This window comes from Haloechinothrix salitolerans, assembly GCF_042662605.1.
In the GTDB taxonomy this organism is placed as follows: Bacteria; Actinomycetota; Actinomycetes; order Mycobacteriales; family Pseudonocardiaceae; genus Haloechinothrix_A; species Haloechinothrix_A salitolerans.
On sequence record NZ_JBHSXX010000001.1, the window covers coordinates 3,053,481 to 3,071,327 of the forward strand.

At 67.8% G+C, this 17,847-nt stretch carries 14 protein-coding genes; 12 read left to right on the top strand and 2 right to left on the bottom strand.

The annotated features are described in order from the left end of the window. Positions 1 to 685 precede the first annotated feature (685 nt). From ACFQGD_RS14470 to icmF, 5 genes are all read left to right on the top strand, one after another. On the top strand, positions 686 to 4,234 hold the full coding sequence (locus tag ACFQGD_RS14470) for a sensor histidine kinase (protein WP_345398421.1): 3,549 nt from the start codon (positions 686 to 688) through the stop codon (positions 4,232 to 4,234). After that, the gene (locus ACFQGD_RS14475) at positions 4,235 to 4,675 is read left to right on the top strand and encodes a roadblock/LC7 domain-containing protein (RefSeq protein ID WP_345398424.1); all 441 of its coding nucleotides are present in this window, start codon (positions 4,235 to 4,237) and stop codon (positions 4,673 to 4,675) included. A gap of 61 nt (positions 4,676 to 4,736) precedes the next feature. After that, on the top strand, positions 4,737 to 5,210 hold the full coding sequence (locus tag ACFQGD_RS14480) for a DUF742 domain-containing protein (RefSeq protein WP_345398427.1): 474 nt from the start codon (positions 4,737 to 4,739) through the stop codon (positions 5,208 to 5,210). 145 nt (positions 5,211 to 5,355) lie between these two features. After that, positions 5,356 to 5,916 (top strand): GTP-binding protein, encoded by a 561-nt coding sequence (locus ACFQGD_RS14485; protein WP_345398798.1) that lies wholly within the window; start codon positions 5,356 to 5,358, stop codon positions 5,914 to 5,916. A gap of 88 nt (positions 5,917 to 6,004) precedes the next feature. Then, positions 6,005 to 9,262: a fused isobutyryl-CoA mutase/GTPase IcmF gene (gene icmF, locus ACFQGD_RS14490; protein ID WP_345398430.1), complete on the top strand. Its 3,258-nt coding sequence runs from the start codon at positions 6,005 to 6,007 to the stop codon at positions 9,260 to 9,262. 54 nt (positions 9,263 to 9,316) lie between these two features. On the opposite strand, the gene ACFQGD_RS14495 is transcribed toward icmF, so the two are convergent. Further along, positions 9,317 to 9,931: an Rv0361 family membrane protein gene (locus ACFQGD_RS14495; protein ID WP_345398433.1), complete on the bottom strand. Its 615-nt coding sequence runs from the start codon at positions 9,929 to 9,931 to the stop codon at positions 9,317 to 9,319. Positions 9,932 to 10,189: 258 nt separating this feature from the next. On the opposite strand from ACFQGD_RS14495, the gene fahA reads away from it, so the two are divergent. The 4 genes from fahA to ACFQGD_RS14515 all read left to right on the top strand — a co-directional run bounded on the left by fahA (position 10,190) and on the right by ACFQGD_RS14515 (position 14,064). Further along, the gene (gene fahA, locus ACFQGD_RS14500) at positions 10,190 to 11,422 is read left to right on the top strand and encodes a fumarylacetoacetase (protein ID WP_345398436.1); all 1,233 of its coding nucleotides are present in this window, start codon (positions 10,190 to 10,192) and stop codon (positions 11,420 to 11,422) included. Positions 11,423 to 11,512: 90 nt separating this feature from the next. Next, positions 11,513 to 12,880, top strand: a complete 1,368-nt coding sequence (locus ACFQGD_RS14505; RefSeq protein ID WP_345398439.1) for an NAD(P)/FAD-dependent oxidoreductase — start codon at positions 11,513 to 11,515, stop codon at positions 12,878 to 12,880. Positions 12,881 to 12,901: 21 nt separating this feature from the next. Beyond that, positions 12,902 to 13,420 carry a hypothetical protein gene (locus tag ACFQGD_RS14510; RefSeq protein ID WP_345398442.1) on the top strand — a complete coding sequence of 173 codons (519 nt, stop codon included), beginning with the start codon at positions 12,902 to 12,904 and terminating at the stop codon, positions 13,418 to 13,420. Next, the gene (locus ACFQGD_RS14515; protein WP_345398445.1) at positions 13,417 to 14,064 is read left to right on the top strand and encodes a dienelactone hydrolase family protein; all 648 of its coding nucleotides are present in this window, start codon (positions 13,417 to 13,419) and stop codon (positions 14,062 to 14,064) included. Before ACFQGD_RS14510 ends, ACFQGD_RS14515 begins: the two co-directional genes overlap by 4 nt. A gap of 4 nt (positions 14,065 to 14,068) precedes the next feature. On the opposite strand, the gene ACFQGD_RS14520 is transcribed toward ACFQGD_RS14515, so the two are convergent. Next, complete coding sequence (locus ACFQGD_RS14520) at positions 14,069 to 14,701, bottom strand: phosphoribosyltransferase (RefSeq protein ID WP_345398448.1); 633 nt, start codon at positions 14,699 to 14,701, stop codon at positions 14,069 to 14,071. Between the two features lie 94 nt (positions 14,702 to 14,795). Between ACFQGD_RS14520 and ACFQGD_RS14525 the strand changes: the two genes are divergently transcribed. The 3 genes from ACFQGD_RS14525 (at position 14,796) to ACFQGD_RS14535 (ending at position 17,807) form a co-directional block, all read left to right on the top strand. Further along, on the top strand, positions 14,796 to 15,089 hold the full coding sequence (locus ACFQGD_RS14525) for a WhiB family transcriptional regulator (RefSeq protein ID WP_345398451.1): 294 nt from the start codon (positions 14,796 to 14,798) through the stop codon (positions 15,087 to 15,089). A 76-nt stretch (positions 15,090 to 15,165) separates the two neighbouring features. Further along, the gene (gene ctaD, locus ACFQGD_RS14530) at positions 15,166 to 16,920 is read left to right on the top strand and encodes an aa3-type cytochrome oxidase subunit I (protein WP_345398454.1); all 1,755 of its coding nucleotides are present in this window, start codon (positions 15,166 to 15,168) and stop codon (positions 16,918 to 16,920) included. Between the two features lie 59 nt (positions 16,921 to 16,979). Continuing rightward, entirely contained in the window at positions 16,980 to 17,807 is an 828-nt protein-coding gene (locus ACFQGD_RS14535) for an SDR family NAD(P)-dependent oxidoreductase (protein ID WP_345398457.1), read from the top strand. The last annotated feature ends 40 nt before the right edge of the window (positions 17,808 to 17,847 follow it).

Consider the following 17,847-nt stretch of genomic DNA (forward strand, 5'->3'; position numbering starts at 1 on the left):
CGAGCGATCACCGAACGCACGGCGTATCGGACACTTCGACATCAATCGCCCCGCTGAGCTGCGGTTTCGCTGATTGTTACCGGCGGGGTGGCCTGCAAGATGCAGTCACATCTGCCGCTGGCCTCCACTCGTCAGTGTGACTTAAGAGCTGTTACACGAGACCACATCATCGTGCATAGATTTCCCCATATCACATCGGTTCCTAGCACATTCGGTAGCCCTCCGGGCGTGTAAAGATCACATAATTGCTCTGTGTGGGTGATTCTGCTTCCCACGCTCACTCATGCGGGCGTCACTGAATGAATCCGGGTTGCACGCGGTAATTGATAGCGATTCTCCATTAGCGCATTTTCGTGGCGTCGTCGCAGGTCATCGCCGCAATGTCGAGTGAATTTTCAGATCACCGAATGGGTGTAGGCTCTCCCGGCAGATTCGACGAAGTGCTTCACGGCAAGCGGCGCCTAAGGAGGTTCGGCGGACGATGTCTCGCGGCTGCTGGTGCCGGCACGGTCGATCTGGACCGCCGCACGTCGCCCGTGCGGTGTGTGGACCACGGACTGGGTGATCGAGTGAGGCAGTGTCGCGAACCGGTAGATGAGTGCAACATGCGTTTCGCATGTTGCCATCCCGACCAGACCATGAACCGTTGACTGGGGTCGATCGTGTGGAACAGGGAGTCACATACGTGACCGGATCAGGCCAACAACAAGTTCCCGTCGAGCGGTTGCTCGGCGAAGAGCCGGGACGCGGCGCATCGTGGCGGTCGTGGCTCGGCAAGCTGCTGGCATGGCGTGACTGGAAGCTGCCGGTCAAGCTGGCGGCGGTCACGCTGGTACCACTCGTGATCGCGGTCGTGCTCGGTGCGTCGACGTTGTCCAGCCAGATCGCGCGTTCGGACAGCTACCAGCGGATCGACAGCCTGATGGTGCTCACCGGCGAGGCCGGTGGCCTGCTCAACGCCGTGCAGCGGGAACGCACCGAGACCGTGGCCAGGCTGACCGAGGCTGGCGGCTCCAACAAGGCGCTGCGACAGGCACGGGAGGATGTCGACGCCGCCATTGACCCGGTCACCCGCACGGCTACCCGTGCCGTTGAGCACGACGACGGCGTCGTCGACGCGGTGACCAGGGCGGAGACCGTGCTCGAGCGGCTGCCCGCGCTCCGCGAGGACGTCTCCGCTGGCAAACTCGGCCCGGTTGAGGCGATCAAGGAGTATTCCGCGATCACCGACGCGCTGTTGCAGCTCGCGAGCGCATCGGTGGCGCGGGTCAGCGACGAGGCGATCGGTGGAACGCCGCGCGCGATCCTCGAGCTGGAGGCCGCGCGCGAGGAGGTGACGAAGCAGCGGGCACTGATCGGTTTCGGGGTGGTACGGGGCTCGTTGGCGCCGTCCGAGCTGACGCTGGTGCGCACCTGGGAGGTGCGTATCGAGGACCGGCTCGCCAATTTCATGGCGGTCGCCGCCCCGGCGGAGCGCGAGCTGTACAACAACACGATTAGCGAGCCCAGTTCGCAGGCGCGGGCTCGCTCGGTACGGGCGGTGCTCGGCGAGCTCGGGGTTCCCTCCGACCGAGCCATCGCCGAACTGTCGCCGCGCGAGTGGCGGGACGCCGCGGGACGAGTGTCTGACCAGCTCGGCCAGGTCGCCGACCGGCTCACCGCGACAGCGGTCGCGACGTCGAACGGTCTCGTCTCGGACGCGACGACCGGTGTGGTCGTGCTCGCCGTCCTGCTCGGGCTCGCGCTGCTGGTCGCGCTGCTGGTCGTCATCGTGATCACCCGGCAGCTGCTGCACTCGCTGCGGTTACTGCGGACATCGGCGATGACGGTGGCCGAGGAACGGCTGCCAGAGGCGGTGCGGCGGATCCAGGACGGCACGGGCGCCAGCACCAGTATCGAGCCGGTGCCGGTGACCGCGACCGATGAGGTCGGCGAGGTGGCTCGGGCGTTCGACGCGGTGCACCAGCAAGCACTGCGACTCGCCGCGGAGCAGGCGAACATGCGCACCGCCTACGGCGGCGTGTTCGTCAACCTTTCGCGACGCAGCCAGAGCCTTGTGCAGCGCCAGTTGCAGCTGATCGAGCGGCTCGAACGGGATGAGGAGGACGCGGACCAGCTCGCGACGCTCTTCCAGCTCGACCACCTCGCCACCCGGATGCGGCGCAACAACGAGAACCTGATGATGCTCTCGGGTGCGGAGACCGGCAGGCGGTCCGGTCGGCCGGTGAGTACCGCCGACGTGCTGCGTGCCGCCGTCTCCGAGATCGAGCAGTACCAGCGGGTCGTCGTGCAGTCCCCGCCGACGACCAAGGTGGTCGGCCATGCCGCGAGCGACCTGATGCGGCTGCTCGCGGAACTGCTCGACAACGCGACGGCGTTCTCACCGCCCGAGACGCAGGTGACCGTGACGACATCGGTGACGAACGGCGGCGCCATGACCATCGACGTCGTCGACCACGGCATCGGCATGAGCGACAGCGAATTCGCCGAGGCCAATGCCCGCATGGGTGAGGCGTCGGAGATGACGATGGTGACATCGCGCCGGATGGGCCTGTTCGTCGTCGGCAGGCTGGCGAACAAGCACGGTTTCGGTGTCACGTTGCATCGCAGCAGGGACACCGAGGGTGTCACGGCCACGGTCACGGTCCCGGCCGAGCTGATCATCGGTGCTGGCGGCGGGCCGTTGACCTCGGAGATCCCGATGATCACCGACTCGACGCCCACCGGTACGCCAGCCGCGCGAGAGCAGGCGAGCAACGGGACGCCATCCGAACCGGAGAGCGACGTCGAGATCTCCGGGACCGCGCTGTTCACGCCGATCACCGCCGGCGGTGACGAGCCGGTGCGCACTCCAGGCCGAACCCCCCGGGGTGGCCCGACCGAACTGCCGCGCCGGGTGCCGGGTTCCGCGAACAGTACCGGTACGAGCGGCACCGGCAGCCGGGGCGGGAACGGCACCGCTGCGAACGGCACTGGCAATGGAAGCGCGAAGAAGGCCGCGCGGCGCGGCGCGGCCGGCGATGCTGGCAAGAACGGCGCTACCAATGGCGCCGGGAAGTCCGGTGCCGCACCGCGTGCGAACGCCGACTCGGACCTGCCCTCCGGTAGCGCGCTGTTCAAGCCGGGCACCTCGCCGCTGTCCGACTGGTGGCAAGCCGCTGCCGCCGAGCCCGCGCCGCCGAAGGAACCGGCCGCGTCGCGGTCGGAGACGACGCCGATCTTCGACGAGATGCTCTCGGTGTGGTTCCGCACGTCGGGCGATGCCGCCGAGAAGGAGCAGAGTACCGAGGGCGATGGTCAGCGCGGTCGGTGGACGTTCGCGGCCGACGAGAACTGGCGCACCGTCGCGGAGATCGCCAACAAGACCTCGGCGAGCAGCTTCACCGAGGCCGGGTTGCCGAGGCGGCAACGCGGTGAGCGGCTGCTTCCCGGCAGTGCGGCTGGCGAACAGGCCAGCGAGAAGCCGAGCCGATCGCTACTCGGCAGGGCGGACCTGCCCGACCGCGATCCGAAGGACGTCCGGGGCAGGCTCAGCAGCTTCCAGCGTGGCCTCAACCGCGGCAAGCATCGCCTCGGCAAGCACAACGCTCCCGAAACGCAGGGCTCGGGCTCGTCCCAGGAGGGAACGCCGGGCAAGCACGAGGCTGATGTGCCGTCGTCCGACGCGACGACGTCGCCGAACGGTACGGCCACGGCACCCCCGAGCGGTGCGGCCACGGGCAACGGCGGCGGCGCGACCACGACATCGGCCGCCGGCTCCGGAAACGGCACGGCGAAGGACGCGAATACGAGCACCGATTCGAGTACCCGTTCCCCGAAGGGCGCGGGCGATGCCGCCGAGCAGGCCGCGCCGGACAACGGTACGGCGCCGGAACCGTCGGCGGCGGAGTCGACCGCTCCGGTGCCGGACCCCCTGGCCAGCAAGGACAACGAACCGGCGACCGACATCTGGGACTTCTCTCGGGACAAGGAGCTCTCGGACTTGGGCGCGATGGCCGCGGCGCCTCCGCCCGACTACACGCAGTCCGGTCTGCCCCGCAGACGTCGTGGCGCTCAGCTGCTGCCGGGCAGCGCGACGGCCACGACGAAGACAGCGCCGGTCAAACCGCCGCAACCGGATCGCGATCCCAACGCGATGCGGGGCAGGTTGAGCAGCTTCCAACAAGGCGTCCGCCGTGGGCGCGGTAGTACGAACCAATCGAGCGAGAGCACGTCGCAGGAAAATGGAGGGTGAATGACCTCGCCGCAACCCCAGAACCAGTTCGGCTGGCTGGTCAATGATTTCGCAGAACGGGTGCCGGGTGTCGCGCACGCTGTGGTGGTCTCGGCCGACGGCCTGTTGCTGACGTCGTCGGCGCGGTTGCCGCTCGACCGCGCGGACCAGCTCGCGGCGGTGGCATCCGGCTTGGTAAGCCTGACCCAGGGTGCCGCGCACTGCTTCGAGGCGGGCGCCGTCAACGAGACCGTCGTCGAGATGGAACTCGGCATCATGATCCTGATGTCGATCAGTGACGGTTCCTGTCTCGCCGTGCTCGCGGCGCCGAACTGCGACATCGGTCAGGTGGCCTACGAAATGACCTTGCTCGTCGACCGGGTGGGTCAGATCCTCACGCCGGAACTCCGTGCCCAGCTGCAGGGTTCGGGTGGCTCGTCGTTGCTCGGTGCCTCGGCATAAGAGCCCGATGACCGATCCCGATGATTCCGAGCATCTCGCAGCACAGGAGGAGGCAGTGGTCGTGGATACGTCCGATAGCAGCACTGTCGGCGCGGCGGACGCCGAATTGCCCGTGCAGGCCACGGCGCGGCAGCCTCGGGTTCCCGGGCGCGCCGTCGCGTCGGGAGGTGGTAACCGTTCGCACCAGGAGGACGAGACAGCACTTGTTCGTCCCTATATGCTCACGGGCGGGCGAACGAAAGCTTCCTACGCTCTGGAGCTGGAGACCTTGATTTCGGCGAAGAACGGTGTGCTCTCCGAGTCCGCCCCCATGCGCATCGAGCAGCGCTCGATCGTCGAGGCGTGCTCGTCGCCCCGTTCCGTCGCTGAGATCGCGGTCGACCTGCGGATGCCGCTGGGTGTCGCGCGGGTCTTGGTGAGCGATGCGGCTGATGCCGGTCTCGTCAACGTGCACAACACGGTTTCCGGCGCGGACGGCGCGGAGGCCCATTTGTTGCTCATGGAAAGGGTGCTGAGTGGACTCCGTCGGCTGTGAGAGAAATAGCGGTCGCTCATCGCGCGCGGTGAGCGTCCCTGTCGTTTTCTTATCCGTTTGTGCCGTCACTGAAGCGAAAGTGGTTTTGTAGAACGTGAGTAACCCAACTGATCAGCTGACGCAGCCGGAGGCGGCGACGCCAACCATGACGTCGGCCAAAATCGTGGTCGCCGGTGGCTTCGGAGCGGGCAAGACGACGTTCGTTGGCTCGGTCTCCGAAATCGTCCCGCTGACCACCGAAGCGATGATGACCGATGCGAGTACCGGCATAGACGACCTCGCCGCGACGCCGAACAAGGCCACGACGACGGTCGCGATGGACTTCGGCCGGGTCTCGCTCGACGAGGACCTCATCCTGTACCTGTTCGGCACGCCGGGGCAGCAGCGGTTCTGGTTCATGTGGGACGACCTGGTACGCGGTGCCATCGGGGCGGTCGTGCTCGCCGATACCCGTAGGCTCGCGGACTCGTTCGCCCCGGTCGACTTCTTCGAGGACAGGGGCCTGCCGTACGTCGTGGGACTCAATGCCTTCGACGGCAGGCAGCCCCACCGCGTCGAGGACGTGCGGGACGCCCTTGCCATCGACGAGTCGGTGCCGATCGTGCACTGCGACGCGCGGGAGCGGGAGTCCGTGAAGCAATCCTTGATCACCATGGTGGAGTACGCCATGCAGCAATGGGTCGCTCGTCGCGACGGCACGGCGTAGCCGGCTCGGGGCGCTGAATGACGCCGTGGCGCCCATCACACCACTCTCGTACTTTCCAAATAGTTGGAAGTCCTAGTATTTTGGGGGTATGACCGAACTCCACCAGCCGGAACACCCGGTACGGTTCGTGACAGCGTCGAGCCTGTTCGACGGGCACGACGCGTCCATCAACATCATGCGGCGCATCCTCCAGTCGCAGGGCGCCGAGGTGATCCACCTGGGCCACAACCGGTCGGTCGACGAGGTCGTGCGCGCCGCGATCTCCGAGGACGTCAACGGCGTCGCGATCTCGGCGTACCAGGGTGGGCACGTCGAGTACTTCAGCTACCTCGTCGAACTGCTCGCCGAGCGCGGCGCGGGCCACATCAAGGTCTACGGCGGCGGTGGCGGCGTCATCGTCCGTGACGAGATCGACCTGCTGCACTCGCGCGGCGTTGCCCGGATCTTCTCGCCGGAGGACGGCCAGGAGCTCGGCCTTCCCGGGATGATCAACCTGATGATCCGCGAGTGCGACGAGGACCTTGCCGCGCGGGAGCAGGGTTCGATCGACGCGCTGCACACCGGCGACATCCCCACACTCGCCAGGGTCATCTCCCGGCTGGAGCAGGATGAGCTGCCCGACGACTGGCGTGAGGCCATCAGGGCGACCGCCGCGAGCAGGACGGTCCCGGTCCTCGGCATCACCGGCACCGGCGGCTCCGGCAAGTCGTCGCTGACCGACGAGCTGGTGCGGCGGTTCCGGCTCGACCAGGAGGACAAGCTGCGGATCGCGGTCATCGCAGTCGACCCGAGTCGCCGCCGAGGTGGGGGAGCGCTGCTCGGTGACCGCATCCGCATGAACTGCCTCGGCCACTGGCCAGGTTTCGGCGAGGGTGAGCCGGTCTATTTCCGCTCCATGGCAACCCGCACCAAGTCCGGCGAGGTGCCCGCCGCGCTGCCGAGCGCGATCGAGGCCTGCAAGGCGGCCGGGTTCGACCTGGTCATCGTCGAGACCCCCGGCATCGGTCAGGGTGACGCGGGTATCGTCGACCACGTCGACCGCTCGCTGTACGTCATGACACCGGAGTTCGGCGCGGCGTCGCAGCTGGAGAAAATCGACATGCTCGACTTCGCCGACGCCGTCGCGATCAACAAGTTCGAGCGCAGGGGCGCCGAGGACGCGCGCCGCGACGTCTCCCGCCAGCTCGTGCGCAACCGCGAGGAGTTCGGTGCGTCGCCGGAGGACATGCCGGTCTACGGCACCAGCGCCGCCCGGTTCAACGACGACGGTGTCACCGCGCTGTACCAGTTCCTCCGCGACATGCTCGCCGACGCGGGCCTGTCGGTATCGACCGGCGTACTACCCGCCGTGGACACCAAGGTCTCCACCGGCGCGAGCACGATCATCCCGACGTCGAAGGCGCGCTACCTCGCCGAGATCGCGGAGACGGTGCGCGACTACCACGAACGCACCCGGCAGCAGGTCGACGCCGTACGTAAGGCGGATCAGCTCACCGCCGCCCGTGACGCGCTCGCCGCCGACGACGCCGATACCGGAGACATCGAACGACTGCTTGAGCGAGCGAAGTCCGAGGTGGACGACGAGTCCATCCGCTTGCTCGACGAGTGGCCGGAGCGTGCCGAGTCGTACCGCGCCGACGAGCTCGTGGTCCAGATCCGCGACAAGGAGTTGCACACCCAGCTCTGGCGGGACACGCTGTCCGGCAGCCGTATCGCGAGGGTGGCGCTGCCGCGCTACACCGATCGGGGCGAACTGCTTTCGTTCCTGCGTCGCGAGAACCTGCCCGGCTACTTCCCGTACACGGCTGGCGTGTTCCCGTTCAAGCGGGAGGGCGAGGACCCCGCGCGGATGTTCGCCGGGGAAGGCGATCCGTTCCGCACCAACCGCCGGTTCAAGTACCTCTCCGCCGATTCCGAGGCCAAGCGACTGTCCACGGCGTTCGACTCGGTGACCCTGTACGGTCACGATCCCGGCACCCGTCCCGACGTCTACGGCAAGATCGGCACCTCGGGCGTGTCCATCGCGACGCTGGAGGACATGGAAGTTCTCTACGACGGCTTCGACCTGTGCTCGCCCACGACGTCGGTGTCCATGACGATCAATGGCCCAGCGCCGACGATCCTGGCGTTCTTCCTCAACACCGCGATCGACCAGCAGTTCGCGAAATTCCGCGATGAGCACGGGCGCGAGCCATCCGAGCCGGAGGCCGCCGAGCTGCGGGAATGGGCGCTGCGCAACGTGCGTGGCACGGTGCAGGCCGACATCCTCAAGGAGGACCAAGGCCAGAACACCTGCATCTTCTCCACCGAGTTCTCGCTGCGCATGATGTCCGACATCCAGGAGTGGTTCATCCAGCACGGCGTGCGCAACTTCTACTCGGTGTCGATCTCGGGGTACCACATCGCCGAGGCAGGGGCGAACCCGATCACACAGTTGGCGTTCACGCTGGCCAACGGTTTCACCTACGTGGAGTCCTACCTGGCGCGCGGTATGGACATCGATGACTTCGCGCCGAACCTGTCGTTCTTCTTCTCCAACGGCATGGACGCCGAGTACACCGTGATCGGCCGCGTCGCCCGGCGGATCTGGGCGGTCGCCATGCGGGAGCGCTACGGCGCGAACGAGCGCTCGCAGAAGCTGAAGTACCACGTGCAGACGTCGGGCCGCTCCCTGCATGCGCAGGAGATGAGCTTCAACGACATCCGCACGACGTTGCAGGCGCTGTGCGCGCTCTACGACAACGCGAACTCGCTGCACACCAACGCCTACGACGAGGCGATCACCACGCCGACCGAGTCGTCGGTGCGCCGCGCCATGGCGATCCAAATGGTGATCAACAAGGAGTGGGGCCTTTCCAAGAACGAGAACCCGCTGCAGGGCTCGTTCATCGTCGACGAGCTGACCGACCTCGTCGAGGAGGCGGTGCTGGCCGAGTTCGAGCGCATCTCGGAACGTGGCGGCGTGCTCGGCGCGATGGAAACCGGCTACCAGCGGGGCAAGATCCAGGACGAGTCGATGCTCTACGAGCGGCTCAAGCACACCGGCGAGCTGCCGATCATCGGCGTCAACACCTTCCTGCCGCCGAAGGGTGACGAGGACGAGGTCACCGAGGTCGAGCTGGCCAGGGCGACAGAGGACGAAAAGCAGTCGCAGCTCAAGCGGCTCAGCGAGTTCCAGCAGCGCAACGCCACCGACGCTCGGCAGGCGCTCGCGCGGCTGCGGGAGGCGGCCACCAGCGGTGAGAACGTCTTCGACGTGCTGATGGACGCCGCGAGGGTCTGCTCACTCGAGCAGATCACCGAAGCGTTCTTCGAGGTCGGCGGCCAGTACCGCCGTAACGTGTAAGCGCACCCGCGGCACCGGACGCGAGTTCCGCGCTCCGGTGCCGCGAGTCCCGCGTTAGTCGCAGATTTCCCACTTGTCATCGCGCTTGACCAGCTCGATTCGCCACGGATCGCGGGGTGCGCCGTCCACGAACCGCTTGTAGCGGGCCGTCGCGGTCGTCTCCTCCTCCTCGATCTGATCGAGTTCAATGGAGGCACCGTCGGGGATCTCGGCGAAGAAGTCACCTCCGTTATTGGTGATCTGTTCCAGTGTTTCCGTACACACCAGGTCGGTGATCTCGTCGCGATCCCTGTCGTTGAACGCGACCACGAACGCCTCAGCCGTGCCTTCCGCCGTCCCCGTGTTCGAGCCGAGCAACGAGACGAACAGGGCGGCGGCGCCCGCGATGACGACGAGCGCGGCGACGCCGCCGAGAATCCACGGCAGCGGGCTCTTTTTCTTCGGCTGCTGACCGCCGAACGGGTCGTAGCCGGGTGGGTACTGGCCGGGCTGGCCAGGCGGCGGGTACTGGCCCGGTGGCGGCCCCTGCTGCGGATACTGGCCGGGTTGCTGGCCGGGCTGCCCCGGGTAGCCCATCGGCCCCTGCTGCGGGTAGCCCTGCGGTGGGCCGTACCCGCCCTGGCCTGGCTGCTGCTGGTAGGGCCCTTCTGGACCGGGTGGCTGCGACATGTGGGAGATCCCCCCGTCAACTCGTACAACGAACGCCCTGCGGGCGACAGCTTGCCCCAGTATCGACTTCCGGCGGGCACGATTCGTTCCATACTCGTCGAGTTCAGGCTCGCGACCCCGAACACACCCGCCGATGGTTCCACTGGTGGCCTGAAACGAGGTTGATGTTGCCATAGCGTCGCCGAAGTCGGCAGGGAGGGAGCACGCTACCGGCTTGGCCGCTCCCGCGACCGTTCGTGGCCCTCCTAGGGTGGTGGAGTGGACGAGACGCACAACGGTGACACCTGGTTCGATATCCCACCGGGCAGCGAGTTCGGCGTGGCCAATCTGCCATTCGGCGTGTACTCGCGCACCGAGGACGGTCCCCGCAAGATCGGAGTGGCGATCGGTGACAGCGTGCTCGACGTGGCCGCGATCGCCGCCGCCGAGGGCGAGGACTTCGCGCCGCTACTAGCCGCCGAGGTGCTGAACCCGCTGCTCGCGGCGGGCCGGCCGACCTGGCGCGCGGTGCGGGAACGCATCACGACGTGGCTGAGGGACCCGGCCCACCGGCCGATGGTGCTGGCGCACCGGCTGGACCGCGCCGGCCTGCACCTGCACTTACCGTTCGAGGTCGCCGATTACGTCGACTTCTATGCCAGCGAGCACCACGCCCGCAACGTCGGCAGCATCTTCCGGCCCGACTCGGCCGCGCTGCCGCCGAACTGGAAGCACCTGCCGATCGGCTACCACGGCCGCGCGGGCACCGTCGTGGCGTCTGGCCAGCCGGTGGTGCGTCCGTGCGGGCAGCGCAAGCAGACCGGCGAGGACGCGCCGTCGTTCGGGGCCACGCGGAAGCTCGACATCGAGGCCGAGGTTGGCTTCGTCGTCGGCACCCCGAGCGCGTTCGGTGAACCGGTGCCGATCGAGCGGTTCGCCGACCACGTCTTCGGCGTGTGCCTGGTCAACGACTGGTCCGCCCGCGACATCCAGGCGTGGGAGTACGTGCCGCTCGGGCCGTTCCTCGGCAAGTCGTTCGCGACGTCGGTCTCGCCGTGGGTCGTGCCGCTGGACGCGCTCGGCCACGCCAGGCTGCCGTCGCCGCCGCAGGACCCGGCACCGCCGTCCTACCTGATGCCGGACGCCGACTGGGGCCTGGACATCGCGATGGAGGTGCGGTTGAACGGGCACGTCATCTCCCGTCCGCCGTTCGGGTCGATGTACTGGAGCGCGGCGCAGCAACTGGCGCACATGACGGTCAACGGCGCGTCGCTGCGCACGGGCGACTTCTACGCCTCGGGAACGGTGTCGGGGCCAGAGCCGGACGAGCGCGGCTCGCTGCTGGAGCTGACCTGGGACGCGACCGAGCCGTTGCTGCTTGGCGACGGCACACATCGCGCTTACCTCAACGACGGCGACGTGGTGACGATCTCGGCGTCGGCGCCGGGACCGGCTGGCACGCGTATCGGCTTCGGCGAGGTGACCGGTCAGGTGCTGCCCGCGACCGCTTGACGCCGCCGGGAGGTCGCCGCGGGAGGATTGGATCGGCCGCGATCGGGTATCCGCACAGATGGACTGAACCCAACTCGGAAGGCAAGGCGGATGACTCACGGGGCGGAGGCTCCCGCGCGGATCGTGATCGTCGGCGGCGGCCACGTCGGGATGAACGCGGCTCGGTCGCTACGTGCGTCGTTGCGCGGCGATGAGGCGACCGTGACCGTCATCGATCCGCGCTCCTACATGACGTACCAGCCGTTTCTCGCCGAGGCGGCGGCCGGGTCGGTGGAACCGCGCCACGTCGTGGTGCCGTTGCGTGAGGCGTTGCCTGGCTGCGAGGTGCTCAGCGGCGAGGTCATCGGGGCACGACCGGACGAGCGTACGGTCAGCGTGCTGGTCGCGGACGGCCACACCCGCCACATCGGCTACGACGTCTTGGTGCTCGCGCCGGGATCGTGGTCGAAGACGCTGCCGATTCCCGGTCTCGCTGAGCACGCGGTCGGGTTCAAGACCCTGGCCGAGGCGATCTACCTACGCAACCATGTGCTGTCCCGATTGGACGCGGCGGCGAGCACCCTCGATCCGAAGCTGCGGGAGAAGCTGCTGACGTTCGTGTTCGTCGGCGGCGGCTACGCGGGCGTCGAGGCGCTGGCCGAGTTGGCCAACATGGCGAGCGCGGCGTCGGACTACTACGAGACGATCCGGCCGTCGGACATGCGGTGGGTGCTGGTCGAGGCGGCGAGCCGCATCATGCCCGAGGTCAGCGAGGGGCTTGGCCAGTACACGTTGGACTTCCTGCGGGACGAGGGTTTCGAGACCCACCTCAACACCACGCTGGAGTCCATCGAGGACGGTTACGTCAAGCTTTCGGACGGCACGGGTTTCGACGCCGACACCGTGGTGTGGACGGCGGGCGTCGCGCCGCATCCGATGCTGGCCAACACCGGCTTCCCGCTCGATGACAAGGGCAGGGTGCGCTGCGACGCGGACCTACGCGTCGATGGACAGGACGTCGTGTTCGCCGCGGGCGACTGCGCCGCCGTGCCTGACCTCTCCCGCTCTCCGACGCGGACCTGCCCGCCGTCGGCGCAGCACGCCTCCAGGCAGGCGAAACGCCTCGCGAAGAACATCGTGTCGCTGCTGCGCGGCGACGCGCCACGCCGCTACAAGCACGCCTACGCGGGCTCGGTGGCCAGCCTTGGCCTGTACCGGGGCGTGGCCGAGATCTACGGCGTGAAGCTGAAAGGCCCGCTGGCCTGGGCCTTGCACCGGGGCTATCACCTGGCGACCATGCCGACGGCGCACCGCAAGGTCCGCATCAGCTTCGACTGGTTGCTCTCGCTGCCGTTCCGCAGGCAGATCGTCGCGCTCGGCGAACTGCACCACCCGCGCCGCGAGTTCGACAGAGCCAGCGCGGGGCCACGGAACGAGCCACCAGCATCGAGCGCGGAGTCGGACCCTCGTGTGAAGTAAGGACAACAAGGACTGATGCGGATGGCCGAGTACGAAACCCGCCCGCGCGAGGTCGGTCCCACGCTGGTGACCGCTGGCCTCGCCGGAGCGCCCGCGATCATGGTGTTCGACCCGGACGGGCTGGCCAAACACGAGGACGTGCCCGCGAGCTGGCATCACCTGCTCTGGCAGCACCAAGTGCTGTGGTGTCGCCTGCCCGCGATGGACACGCTCACTGAAGCCACCCAGAAGGTGCACGAACTCGCAGCCGCGCGGCTGCCACTCGACGTCGTCGCTGGCGGTACCGGTGCGGCGATCGCCGTCGACTTCTGCGAGTCGCACCCGCCACGCTCGTTGCTGCTCGTCGATCCCGGCACGGTGCCCGCCGAGTCGGTGACCAGGCTCAGCGACGGCGGCGTGCGGGTCAGCGTCGTCGGTGACGAAGGTGAGCCGGAGCCGCGCACATTGGGCCATCCTGACGTCGTGGCCGCCGTCGCCGACCTGACCGGTCAGCCGGGCGAGTCGAGTGAGTTCGGCGGCGCGGGCGGGGGGTTGCCATGACGGTGCCGGTCACCATTCCCAGCGGCGGCACTGAGCTGTCTGGCGACCTGGTCGTGCCAGCCGACGCGGTGGGAGCGGTGGTGTTCGCGCACGGCTCGGGCAGCTCTCGGTTCAGTAGCCGCAACCGCGCGGTCGCCCGGTCGCTGCAGGATCGGCGGCTGGCGACGCTGCTGTTCGACCTTCTCGACGAGAACGAGGACAGGTATGACCGGCAGACCGCGCGGCACCGCTTCGACATCGATATGTTGACGCCCCGGTTGGTCCGTGCGCTCGAGCACGTCGCGGGGCACGCGGCGACGGCGGGGCTGCCGATCGCCGCCTTCGGGGCGAGCACGGGAGCGGCCGTCGCGCTCCGCGCGGCGGCGCAGCGTCCCGACCTGGTGCGGGCGGTCGTGTCCCGAGGGGGACGGCCGGACCTCGCCGGTGACGACCTCGCAAACGTGCGAGCACCGACGTTGTTGCTCGTCGGGGAGCGCGACCCGGAGGTGATCACGCTCAACCAGCAGGCGGCCACCCAGCTGAGCGCGGAGCACGAACTGCGCGTCGTGCCGGGTGCGACCCATCTGTTCGAGGAAGCGGGCGCGCTGGAACAGGTCGCCGACCACGCCGGGGAGTGGTTCGAGCGGCACCTGGCGGGGGAGTGATGCTCTACCGCGCGTGCGCCGCCACAAGCGAGTCCACCTCGGCATCGGTGATCTGCCGGAAGTCGCGGTACCACTGGCCGACGGCGGTGAACTTCGGTGGTTGGCTCAGGCACACCACCGCGTCGGCCGCCGCTTCGAGACGGCGCACCGCGGCAGTGGAGCCGACCGGAACGGCGAGACAGACCGACCGCGGTTCGTGTTCCCGGACAGCGTGCACGGCCGCCAGCGCCGTCATACCGGTGGCGAGTCCGTCGTCGACGATGATCACGTCTCTACCGGCCAGTCGCGGCGGGTCAGCCGCGCCGAATCGCTCCTGCCGCCTGCGGGCTTCCGCGGTCGCCGCGGTGAGCTGGTCGGCGACGTCGGGCCTGCGCAGACCGAGCGCGGTGAGGGTGGCGTCGTCGAGCAAGTAGACGCCATCCGCCGTAACCGCGCCGACCGCCAGCTCCGGCTGGTCTGGTGCGCCGATCTTGCGTGCCACCACGACGTCCAGCGGGGCGTCGAGCGCCGCGGCCACCTCGGCGGCGACCGGGAGACCACCGCGCGGCAGCGCCAGCACCACCGGGTCGGTCCATGTACGGCGCGTCAGTTCGGCGGCCAGCTTGCGGCCAGCGTCGGTGCGATCGGTGAAGGTCACCTCTCCATAATCTCTCTGATCGTCAGGTGGTTCGACTCGGGCGTGAGTGGGTACCACCTCCATGGTCGCAACAGATCAAGGAGGTGACCCTGGCGTGGCCGAGACATCACGACTGCCCACCCCTGTCGCCGACAACTGGGACTGGCAGCGCTACGGCGCGTGCCGCGGTGTGAGCAGCGACCTGTTCTTCCACCCGGACGCCGAGCGTGGCCGCGCCCGGTCGGCGCGGATCGCGGCGGCGAAGGCGGTCTGCCGGACATGCCCCGTGCTGGTGCAGTGCCGACATCACGCGCTGACCGCCGAGGAGCCCTTCGGCATATGGGGCGGACTCGACGAGTCGGAACGCTGGGCGGCCATCGCACGTCGTAAACGCACATCGGCGGCATGATCACGCGGATTGACCACAGCTGGCCTCTGGCCACAGCGGCGGATGTGGCGGACACTGGTCGCGAGGTCGGACCGCGATGACAGAGACACGAGAGTCCCGCCTCGCGGAAACCCCCGAGGTGGCAACACCAGTACCCAGCAGGCCAGCGGTACGCGCCAAGAAGGGCGGCGTACTGCTCGGGATGCTGCGCACCACCGATCACAAGCAGATCGGCATCCTGTACCTGGTGACGTCGATCGCGTTCTTCATGATCGGCGGCGCGCTGGCGATGCTGATCCGCGCCGAGTTGGGGCGGCCTGGCCTGCAGTTCCTTTCCGCCGAACAGTACAACCAGCTGTTCACCATGCATGGCACGATCATGCTGCTGCTGTACGCGACACCGATCCTGTTCGGCTTCGCCAACGTCGTGCTGCCCCTGCAGATCGGGTCGCCGGACGTCGCGTTTCCCCGGCTCAACGCGTTCTCGTACTGGTTGTTCCTGTTCGGCGGCACGATCGTGCTGTCGTCTTTCCTGACTCCGGCCGGCGCGGCCGACTTCGGCTGGTTCGCGTACGCGCCGCTGTCCACCGCCGCGTATTCCCCTGGTGTCGGCGGCGACCTGTGGATCTTCGGACTGATCGTGTCCGGTCTTGGCACCATCCTCGGTGCGGTGAACATGGTGACCACGATCGTGTGCCTGCGCGCGCCCGGTATGACGATGTGGCGGATGCCGATCTTCACCTGGAACATCCTGTTCACCAGTGTGCTGGTGCTGGCGGTGTTTCCGATCCTGACCGCGGCGTTGTTCGGCTTGGCCGCCGACCGCCGTCTCGGCGCGCACGTCTTCGACCCCGCCAACGGCGGCGCGATCCTCTGGCAGCACCTGTTCTGGTACTTCGGTCATCCCGAGGTCTACATCGTGGCGCTGCCGTTCTTCGGCATCATCACCGAGGTGGTGCCGGTGTTCAGCCGGAAGCCGTTGTTCGGCTACAAGCTCATGGTGCTGGCGACGATGGGCATCACGGCGCTGTCGTTCGTGGTGTGGGCGCACCACATGTTCGCGACCGGCGCGGTGCTGCTGCCGTTCTTCTCGCTGCTGACCTTCCTGATCGCGGTGCCTACCGGGATCAAGTTCTTCAACTGGATCGGCACCATGTGGCACGGCAAGCTCAGTTTCGAGACGCCGATGCTGTGGGCGGTCGGCTTCATGGTGACGTTCCTGCTCGGCGGACTCACCGGGGTCATCCTCGCCGCCCCGGTGTTCGACTTCCACGTGTCCGACACCTACTTCGTGGTGGCGCACTTCCACTACGTGCTCTTCGGCACGATCGTGTTCGCGACGTTCTCCGGCATCTACTTCTGGTTCCCGAAGATGACCGGCCGGATGATGGACGAGGGACTCGGCAAGTGGCACTTCTGGACCACGTTCATCGGCTTCCATGCCACATTCCTTGTGCAGCACTGGCTCGGGAACGAGGGCATGCCCCGGCGTTATGCCGACTACCTGCCGTCGGACGGGTTCACCTGGCTGAACATGATCTCCACGGCGGGCTCGTTCGTGCTGGGCGCCTCCATGCTGGTGTTCCTGTGGAACGCGGTGCGCAGCTACCGGTTCGGCGACGTCGCCGACCTCGACGACCCGTGGGGCTTCGGCAACTCGCTCGAATGGGCGACGAGCTGCCCGCCGCCGAGGCACAACTTCACCGAGCTGCCGCGCATCCGTTCCGAGCGGCCCGCGTTCGAGCTGCACTATCCGCACATGACGGAGCGGATCCACGACGAGGGCCACATCGGCCTGCTCGGCGCGCCCCGACCCGCGCAGGTGTCATCCGAGACACCGTCGTCTAGCTAACTTACTGTTAGTAGGTTATCGTTCCGCTCAACGCATCCAGCGGAACGAAAGGCGGGCCAGTGAAGTCCTTCGATGGCAAAGTCGCAGTCATTACCGGAGCCGGATCGGGGATCGGCAGGGCGCTTGCCGTCGAGCTGGCCCGCGCCGGGTCGAAGCTCGCGCTCTCCGACGTCAACGTCACCGGGCTCGCCGAGACGGTGAAGCTGTGCGAGGCCGAAGGTGCCACGGTGCGCCACGACGTCCTCGACGTCGCCGACCGGGACGCCGTCTACGCCAACGCCGAGGCCGTGGCCGCGGAGTTCGGCCGGGTCAACCTGGTGTTCAACAACGCTGGTGTCGCGCTGACCGCCGACGTCACCGAGATGAGCTGGGACGACTTCGAGTGGATCGTCAACATCAACTTCTGGGGCGTCATGCACGGGACCAAGGCGTTCCTGCCGTACCTGATCGACTCCGGTGACGGCCACCTCGTCAACGTCTCCAGCGTGTTCGGTCTGATCGCGGTGCCGAGCCAGAGTGCCTACAACGCCACGAAGTTCGCGGTGCGCGGCTTCACCGAGGCGCTGCGGCAGGAGATGCGCATCGCGGGCCACCCGGTCGGCGTGAGCTGCGTGCATCCGGGCGGCATCAAGACCAACATCGCCAAGAACGCCAGGGCCGCGACCGGCAAGGACTCTGACCAGCTGGCGGAACTGTTCGAGAAGATCGCGCGCACCACTCCGGAAGCGGCGGCCAAGCGCATCCTGCGCGGCGTGCGCCGGAACGAGGCGAAGGTTCTGGTCGGCCCCGACGCCTACGGGCTCGACCTGATGCCGCGTGCGCTGGGGTCCGGCTACCAGCGACTGATCCAGGTGGCGGCGAAGGCGGGGCTGTCCCGGGCGCGGTAGCCCTGAGTACACGCGTGAGCACACCCCGCTGTCTAATTGA